The organism is Alteromonas sp. 14N.309.X.WAT.G.H12, assembly GCF_036697315.1.
GTDB lineage: Bacteria > Pseudomonadota > Gammaproteobacteria > Enterobacterales > Alteromonadaceae > Alteromonas.
This window is the reverse complement of sequence record NZ_JBAHZB010000125.1, coordinates 1-9,388: the sequence shown is the minus strand read 5'-3', so window position 1 is coordinate 9,388 and position 9,388 is coordinate 1. Positions and strand designations below refer to the sequence as shown.

Below are 9,388 nucleotides of genomic sequence, written 5' to 3'. Positions count from 1 at the left end.
CTTGCCGATATGCTGCCATAACAAAAAAAAGGATCAGCACCGGCTGATCCTTCCCCCTTTCCTAATCCAAAATTAGCGAGATTTATAGACTTAGAAATAGCGCATTGATCCCACCGCCGCCAACAATTAAAAAGAGAAACAACACAACACCTAACAGCAAGGGTTTGTAGCCGGCGTGGGTAACCACAGACACATGGGTTTTAAGTCCCAAGGCTACCATCGCCATGGTTAAACATAGTGTATCGAGTTCCATCAACGAACTTACCACAATGTCAGGCAGGTCTATCATAGAGTTTGCCCCGATGACGATTAAAAAATACAAGGCGAACCAAGGCATGTGCTGCAAAGAAATACCGCTTTTGCCATTTTCGCCGTCATCCCCATTTTGCTTATTCGGAAACAGCGCCAAAATAACAAGGAATGGGGCCAGTAAAATGACACGTAACATCTTTTCTAACACTGCGTTTTGCGCACTTTCCGGTCCTACAGCGCTGCCCGCGGCGACCACTTGGGCCACTTCATGGATGGTAGAGCCAATATACACACCAAAGTGTGTTGCAGAAACATCCACATAGGGCCAAATAACCGGGTATAAAAACATACTGGCCGTGCCAAAGATCACCACCGTAGAAACCGCAATAACCACGGTTTCACTTTTGGCTTTTATCACTGGCGCCGTAGCAAGAACCGCCGCCGCCCCGCATATAGCAGAACCTGCCCCCACCAATAAGCTGGTTTGATAATCCAGCTTTAATACATACCGTCCCACCAATAAAGAGAGGGTCAAAACACTGATAATAATGCTCAAATCGATGCCCAGACCGCGCCAGCCTAGAGAAAGCACCTCACCGTAGGTAAAATGTAAACCAAACAAGATCACCCCAAGCTTTAACAGGCGGGATTTGGCAAAATCTACCCCTTCATCAACAATGGGCTCATATTTACGTCCAACCACATTAACCACCACAATACCCAGCACAATGCCGATGGTAAGCGGACTTACGCCAATAGAGCTAAAAGTATCGAGCTGTGACATCAACACCGACACTACGGCAAGAAGGAGTACGACACCAATGCCTGGTATCAATGAATGATTGAAGAAATTATTTACCGGAATACTTTTTTCCATGAGTACGGCCCTAGGTAGTAAAGAGAGGCTAGCAAAGTACCCGTCAATGATGTATAACTCAAATTGTCTTTATTCATATTTTCATAACTAAAAGTCATACAATGAACTTGCATAGCCTTCGTGTTTTCTATCATGTGGCCACTAAGCGCAGTTTTTCCCTCGCTGCGGAGTCACTCTTTATTACCCAACCTGCGGTATCAAAATCCATAAAAGAATTGGAAAATCAGATGGGTGTTGCGTTGCTCGAGCGTGCAGCTAAAGGAAAAGTGATCCGATTAACCGAGCCCGGTGAGCTTTTGTACACTCATGCAAAAGAAATGTTTGCCATTGAAAAAGCCGCAGAAGAAGCATTAAAAGCCCATGCCGGACTCACCCAAGGCAAGCTTACTCTTGGTGCGAGTAGTACCGTCGCCAACTATTGGTTAACTCAGCATATGACGGAGTTTACTCGCAAGCACCCCAATATTACCCTTGAGCTTATAGTCGGAAACTCTGCAGATGTGGAAACCGCGCTCACTCACTGTCAAATTGATATTGGGTTTATTGAGGGAGAATCGATGAGAGAGGACATTCATGCCGAAACCTGGATCAATGAAGCCATGGTACTGATTAACAAGTCGGACGCCAAATGGGGGGATATATCAAAACAAACCTTTCAACAGGCAACCTGGTTACTACGTGAAGTTGGCTCAGGAACCCGCAGTGTGGTGGAAAACTATTTTAAACAACAACAATTCAGACCCGATAAAAGTGTTGTTTTAGGATCTAACGAGGCCATTGTCGAAGGGGTTGCCAACGGGCTTGGGATCGCCATCGTACCAAAGGTGGCGGCCGCCAGTCTGATGGAAATCGGCCGTGTCAAAGCACTCATCTCACCAACACAATGGCTGCCAAATGTCAGGCCCTTATATAGCCTGACCTATCAAGGACGTCCCTTGTCGCCATCGGCAACGTCTTTTTTAGCACAATTGGCCAACTAAACGATAAAACCTGCAGGCCCTCGCCTACCACGTGAGATCATCGGGGATTTCGTAATCGGCGTACCAATCATCTTCTTCTTGCTGTTTACCCTCATTATCCCGGGTATCTAAATCTGCACGATAAACAATACTTTCCCCATCCCGTTGGGCGATTTTATCTGCCACTGGGGCCGGTACCAGTTCATACGCATCATCAAGTACCACAACCACTAAGCGGCCTTTGGTCACTTGACGGTGCATTTCAGCAGAAACATACAGCCGTTTAACCAGGTTATCATGGGTAAAATTAAGTACGGTATCGCCTTTACGTACCTGCTTGTTCATTTCAATAAGCTGACGTACCTGCGCCTTGATAGAGCGCTCTTCTCGGGCTCGCTGTTGGGCTTCATTGAGCGCGCGATCCCGGGATTTTTTCTCTTCTGCGGCCTGCTTAGCCGCGATGCGCGCTTCATCCACCTCAACCTGCTTATTTTTATTTTGCAGCTTTTGCTTTTTACGTTTTTCTGCCCGCGCTTTTTTGGCAGAAGATTTATCTGCCAACCCCGCTTTTAACAATTGTTCCTGTAATGAAGCCATGATTTACCTATTTCTTTTTCTTATCCTGGGTTACCCATTTACCACCTTCGTACCAAGCTGACCAACCGGTAGATTTGCCATTTTCATTTTCTGACATGACGTACTGCTGTTTGGTCTTTCTGCTATAACGTACGATGGCCGGATTCCCCTCAGGATCCTCTTGTGGCGCATCAGCAAGATAGTAGAATTTAGGCGATATTCTATCTCTAAACCTAGCCAGTTCTTTCACTTTCGGCGCACGGGTCTCCCGCGATTTAGGGAAATTATGCGCGGCAAGGAATATACCTGAAGCACCATCTCTGAGCACAAAATGTGCGTCCGATTTTTCACACTCAAGTTCCGGTAAATCCACCGGATCTTCCTTAGGTGGCGCAGCTTCTCCGCTACGTAAAAGCTTACGGGTATTCTTACAGGCTTCGTTAGTACAGCCAAAATACTTGCCGAAGCGACCGTTTTTCAGCTCCATGTCACTGCCACATTTATCACACTCGATAATTGGGCCGTCATACCCTTTTATTTTAAAGGTACCTTCTTCTACATAGGTGCCTGGACAAGTCGGCGTGTTACCGCAGACATGAAGTTTGCGCTTCTCATCCACCAGATAGCTGTCCATTGCGGTGCCACAAATCTGACAACGGCGTTTCGCCCGCAAGGCTTCTGTCTCTAATTCTTCTTCGTCATCCACCTTCACCACTTCATCGCCGGGTGTCAGGTTCATGGTATTGGTACAGCGCTCTTTCGGCGGTAAATTGTAACCCGAACAGCCCAAAAAGACGCCGGTAGAGGCTGTTCGCACGTTCATTTCACGGCCGCATTTGTCGCAGCTGATCCCCGAAGGTACGGCTTGATTCAAACGCATACCACCTTCTTCTGCGTCTTTTTCTGCCTTCAATAACTTGGCATAGAAATCCTTGTAGAAGGCGTCTAGCACCTGCTTCCAGTTTTTCTTACCTTCGGCGATATCATCAAGGTGTTGCTCCATGTTCGCGGTGAAGTCGTAACTCATGAGATCATCGAAATTTTCCATCAAACGATCATTGACGATTTCGCCCATTTTCTCGGCATAGAAACGTTTATTTTCTAAGCGAACATAGCCTCTATCCTGAATGGTGGAGATGATACTGGCATAGGTTGAAGGTCTTCCTATACCACGTTTTTCAAGTTCTTTAACCAAGGATGCTTCGTTGAATCGCGCAACCGGTTTAGTAAAGTGTTGTTTTGGATCAAGCTGCTTTAAATCCAAGATATCGCCCTTTTGTACATCCGGCAACAACAGCTCTTCTTCCCCTTTTTTACGTACTTGGGGTTGTACCTTTGTCCAACCATCAAATTTAAGCACACGCCCTTTTGCGACCAGTTCGTAATCACCGGCGGCCACCTTGATGGTTGTAGCGTCATATTTCGCATTTGTCATTTGGCAGGCCACAAACTGTCGCCAAATAAGCTCATACAGCCTCTGTGCGTCCCGCTCCATGTCTTTTAACGATGCAGCTTGCACTGAGACGTTTGACGGCCGGATAGCTTCGTGAGCCTCTTGAGCGCCTTCTTTACTGCCATAGCGTATAGGGTCGGCAGGTAAATACTTATTGCCAAAGTTATCTTGGATAAACGAACGGCAATTGTCTAAGGCTTCCTGGCTGAGGTTCGTCGAATCGGTTCTCATGTACGTGATGTGACCAGCTTCGTACAAACGTTGGGCCATCATCATGGTCTTTTTAACCCCAAAGCCCAAACGTGTACTGGCCGCCTGTTGCAATGTTGAGGTAATAAAAGGTGCCGAAGGCTTACTTTGTGTAGGCTTAGACTCTCGACTTTCGACAATATAAGGACTTGCCTGAAGCTGCGCCAGAGCAGTGTCGGTTTCTTGTTTATTCTTGGGCTTAAAGGGTTTTGCCTGATAGCGATTCACCAACATACGAAGCTGTTGTTGCTGGGCTGACGTTAAATCGGCGTGCACATCCCAAAACTCCTCAGGAACAAAGGACTTAATTTCCCGTTCTCGTTCCACCACCAAACGCACCGCTACCGATTGCACACGACCTGCAGAAAGCCCCCGGGCTATTTTCTTCCACAGCAACGGTGAAACCATAAAGCCCACAACCCGATCGAGAAAACGACGGGCTTGCTGCGCATTGACTCTGTCGGTGTTGAGCTCTCCGGGATGGGAGAATGCATCCTGAATGGCATTTTTGGTGATCTCGTTAAACACAACCCGTTGATAGGTTTTGTTTTTTTCACCTAGTAATTCACGCAAATGCCAGGCAATGGCTTCTCCTTCACGGTCCAAATCCGTTGCCAGATAAACCGTGTCTGCATCTTTTGCCAGCTTTTTAAGTTCGTTGACGACTTTTTCTTTACCCTGCAATACCTGATAGTGGGCTTTCCAGTCATCCTGTGGGTCAACCCCCATACGGTCAACCAGTTTGCGATATTCGTAATTACGTAAATATTCTTCACGCTCTTTTTCACTTAGCGTCTTCAATTCTTTTGCGGGTTTTTTGGGTTCAACATTCCCTACCGCTTTTGTCGGCAAGTCGCGAACGTGGCCAACCGAAGATTTTACGATAAAATTTTTACCGAGATATTTATTTATCGTTTTTGCTTTTGCTGGAGACTCGACAATGACCAGTGATTTTGCCATAAATATTGATTAAACCTGTTCGTAATCAGAGACTTAATGTATCTCTATGAAAATTAAAGAAAGGTAAAGACTACCATACCCCTCTTCTTTCTTTTTTTAACATATATCGATAAAGTGAATGGAAAACAAGATCTTCTTCATAGTTATTCTTCTAGCGAGGTTGTAAACCGCCACAAAGCGCTTACTTTTCAACCACCCACATTGGCAAGCGCATCAAAAGCCGTATAATGCCGGCTTAGTAGCAAGAACTTCTCCACAACCTTCTCATTCTCCAGCCAGCTTTATTTGGGTTAATTACTTATTTTCAAGCCATAGAATGCAGAAGCGACACATAGCAAATTAAATGAGGCAGAACATGCAGCAATTTGAGGTCAATTTCGATGGTTTAGTGGGACCAACTCACAACTATGCTGGGTTATCTGTAGGCAACGTAGCCTCCCAAAGTAACGCAAACGCTGTAAGTAACCCCAAAGAAGCCGCCAAACAAGGCTTAGCAAAAATGAAAGCCCTTGCTGATATGGGCATGAAACAAGGGGTACTTGCTCCACAGGAACGGCCCGATGTGGCCGCATTACGTCGTCTCGGTTTTACCGGTAGTGATGGAAATGTACTAAAATCCGCAGCCAAACAAGCGCCACAGGTTTTTCTCGCTTGTTGCTCAGCATCCAGCATGTGGACAGCAAATGCCGCGACAGTATCTCCTGGGGCCGATACGGCCGATGGACGCATTCATTTTACGCCGGCCAATTTGACCAATAAATTTCACCGTTCTCTTGAACCTGAAGTCACCGGAAGAATACTCAAAGCCACGTTTGCTAACGAAAAATATTTCGCCCACCATACCCATTTACCTGATAACGAACATTTCGGCGATGAGGGCGCGGCAAATCATACGCGGCTTTGTCGAAACTACGGCAGTGCCGGTGTGGAACTGTTTGTCTACGGGCGCTACGCATTTGATTCCAGCAAACCAGCCCCCAGTCGTTATCCTGCCAGACAAACCCTTGAGGCCAGTCAGGCGGTTGCCAGACTTCACGGTCTTGATGATGATGGCGTGGTTTACATTCAACAAAATCCCGATGTCATCGATCAGGGGGTTTTTCACAACGATGTGATCGCGGTGGGGAATCAAAACGTCTTATTTTTTCATGAACAGGCTTTTTTAAACACGCCGGCAGTATTAACAGAAATTCGTCGCAAATTCGACGACCATCCCCTTCATTTTATCGAAGTTCCCACCTCTCAAGTCTCTGTGCTTGACGCGGTAAGTACCTATTTATTTAATACGCAGATCATCACGTTATCCGACAACCATATGGCAATTATTGCACCGTCCGAATGTGAAGAAAATCCAGCAGTATCGTCTTATCTTGAGTCCTTATTAGCGATGGATACCCCCATTAAAGAAGTGAAATTTTTTAATGTAAAACAAAGCATGCGAAATGGTGGCGGACCGGCTTGTTTACGTCTTCGTGTGGCAATGACAGAACAAGAACTTAATGCGACTAATCCACGTACATTAATGAACGATATACTCTTTGCTCGTCTAAACCAATGGGTAGAAAAACACTACCGAGACCGATTGAGTGAACAGGACTTAGCCGACCCAGCCTTGCTTGATGAAAGCCGCACTGCGTTGGATGAACTGACTCAAATTATGCATCTTGGTTCTATCTATCCGTTCCAACAAAGTGCGTTATAATTCAGGTTCTTATTTTAAATAAAAAAAGGGGGGACATGATGTCCCCCTTTTTTTAGTATCACCCAATTACGATGCACTAATCCGTGGTCGAACAATTACCCAAACCAATACCAAAAGGACTGGACTGCGGCTGAATACTCTCATTTGACGCATCTTCCGCGGCAATGCCGTACACATATTCCATACTCGCACTGGCTTCACTGCCGGTAGATTCAGCGAACACGGAAATTTCCGCTTCATAAAAGGCCGCGTATTCCCGCTGATAACGCAGTTCCAGCGTGGCCTGACCGTTTTCATCCGTGGTGGTCACGCCATCTTGGAATGACAAAGAGCCAATAATTCCCGGGGTGAGGAAGGTATCGCCATTATTATCTTCCCCCGCGTCCAATATGCCGTTGGCGTTAATGTCTTCGTTGTCACATGCATAGGTATAACCATAATAGGTCTCTTCTTCACCGTCGCTGTCTTCAACGGTGTAGCCTACCACCCAGTTAGGATCCACCCACACCCAATAACCTTTGTAATATTTCCCCCCATTAGTGTATTTAACCGGCGTTAAGGAGGCGGTAAGTTCAACGCCTTCGATAGGCTGGCCCACCGAATCGGTCACAAACACCGCAAACTCTTTTAAATAGGTGGTGTCATCGGGTTTCGAGATTTCATTGCCGGTACCTATGGAAACATCAAAAGCCCGGTTACCCACGGTCAAGGTCACGTAATCAGTTACCGCCGGATCATCTAGTACGCTGGCAGTGATGACCACGGCATCTTCACTGGTGACCGCTGCCGAGGTAAATACGGTAGACGCTATACCGCTACTGTTTGTGGTTGATTGAGACGGAGAAATCGTTCCCGTGCTGGTGTCGTCCACAGTAAAGCTCACAACCTTGTCTTTAACTAAGTTTCCAGCGGGATCTCTTACCACCGCAGTAATGGTGCTGGTTTGGCCATCAGGACCAATTTGATCTGGCGATGCATCGGCATACAAGCTATCGGCAACCGTCGCAACAATCTCCACCACTACGGTGGCGGTAACACTATTTCCATCACTGTCTACACCTGTGGCAGTAATGGTTGAATCACCCGCATTGGTAGACGCAATATCAAAACTGATTTCGCCGTTACCATCAGTGACACCGGACTCATCCCCATCTCGAATTTCCCCCCGTGAAGCGGTAAATGTTACCTCTCCGGCGGGGAATGGTACGTTATCTTTTTTCCACGTTAACGTTAATGTGGCGTAATCCGCGTCTTCATAGTCATTATCTGGGGCAACATCAATGTAGTCGTCAGGCACCGTGGTAAAGGAAAACTCATCTTCCTGAACGGTGATAGTATACTGGGTCTCCACGCCTAAAGCCGAAGCAGTGATAGTGGCTTCTCCGGATTCTGTTGCGGTAAAGGTCACCGTATCTTGTCCTTCTGTACCAGTATTGGCTACCGAAGCACTTAATTCCCCTAACGTTGTAGTTAAATTAACATCTTGATTAGTTAGGTTATTTCCATCAGAATCTTGGACTCTGATTGTCAAATCCGTCGAATCATTGATGGTGATAGCCGTAGCACCGTTAACGGTGACCTCTGTACCGACCACATCAATGGTGACTGTGGCAACTTCATCGCCCGCGGTAGCGGTAATGGTCACGCTCCGAATTGAAGCATCATTTAAGGTAGTGACATAGGCGGTTGCGGTACCATTTTCCGTGGTTTCGTCATCCACCTGCTGGATTTCCACATTATCGTCTATGGACGCAGAAAACGAGACTTCCACCCCTTCCATCAGGTTGCTTTGGGCGTTTTTCACCACCGCAATTAATTCTATTTCATCAGAACCACTGGACGCTAACTGTAATGAATTGGCATACAATTCCACTTTCGCGGGCTCTTCACTTTCTACTGACGTGCCAGTGGATGTAAAAGTTGTCGTAGCAGTAGTGCCATCTGGCAAGGTGGCTGTTATTTGCCCATCACCCGACGCCGTGCCAACGGTCAAGCCAATGGTCGCCTGACCAGAATCATCGGTTCTGGCCGTTCCTGTATCATTGCTAAAATTCGCCAGTTCATCATTGGATATGGTAAAGGTTACAAGGGCATCAGTGAGAGGGTCCTCGTTTTGGTCCACTACCGTGAGATTTACCGTAAGGGGGTTATCTGATGCCAGATCTCTGTCCTCAACACCGCTGTCGTTAACCAAAGAGAAAGTCACACTATATTCAGGATCTAGGGCAACATCACTACCCGCTGAAGTAAAGGTGGTTGTCGCAGTTGTTCCATCAGGAAGAGTCGCTGTTATCTCCCCATCTCCCGCCGCTGAGCCAACCGTCAAGCCGATACTTGCTTCACCATTTTCATCTGTACGG

The 9,388-nt window shown here is 46.7% G+C and carries 6 protein-coding genes; 2 read left to right on the top strand and 4 right to left on the bottom strand.

Features of this window, described 5'->3' with window-relative positions:
* Positions 1–82: 82 nt before the first annotated feature.
* Positions 83–1,129, bottom strand: coding sequence for a YeiH family protein (locus V5298_RS18345; protein WP_332932879.1), 1,047 nt, complete (start codon positions 1,127–1,129; stop codon positions 83–85).
* A gap of 101 nt (positions 1,130–1,230) precedes the next feature.
* Here V5298_RS18345 and V5298_RS18340 point away from each other — a divergent pair, with 101 nt between their 5' ends.
* Positions 1,231–2,109, top strand: a complete 879-nt coding sequence (locus V5298_RS18340) for a LysR family transcriptional regulator (RefSeq protein ID WP_332932878.1) — start codon at positions 1,231–1,233, stop codon at positions 2,107–2,109.
* Between the two features lie 24 nt (positions 2,110–2,133).
* On the opposite strand, the gene V5298_RS18335 is transcribed toward V5298_RS18340, so the two are convergent.
* Together V5298_RS18335 and topA are read right to left on the bottom strand one after the other, a co-directional pair.
* Positions 2,134–2,685, bottom strand: coding sequence for a DUF2058 domain-containing protein (locus tag V5298_RS18335; protein WP_332932877.1), 552 nt, complete (start codon positions 2,683–2,685; stop codon positions 2,134–2,136).
* A 7-nt stretch (positions 2,686–2,692) separates the two neighbouring features.
* Positions 2,693–5,326, bottom strand: coding sequence for a type I DNA topoisomerase (topA, locus tag V5298_RS18330; protein ID WP_332932876.1), 2,634 nt, complete (start codon positions 5,324–5,326; stop codon positions 2,693–2,695).
* A gap of 355 nt (positions 5,327–5,681) precedes the next feature.
* On the opposite strand from topA, the gene astB reads away from it, so the two are divergent.
* Positions 5,682–7,028, top strand: a complete 1,347-nt coding sequence (gene astB, locus V5298_RS18325; protein WP_332932875.1) for an N-succinylarginine dihydrolase — start codon at positions 5,682–5,684, stop codon at positions 7,026–7,028.
* Positions 7,029–7,104: 76 nt separating this feature from the next.
* On the opposite strand, the gene V5298_RS18320 is transcribed toward astB, so the two are convergent.
* Positions 7,105–9,354: an Ig-like domain-containing protein gene (locus V5298_RS18320; RefSeq protein ID WP_416351205.1), complete on the bottom strand. Its 2,250-nt coding sequence runs from the start codon at positions 9,352–9,354 to the stop codon at positions 7,105–7,107.
* Positions 9,355–9,388 lie beyond the last annotated feature (34 nt).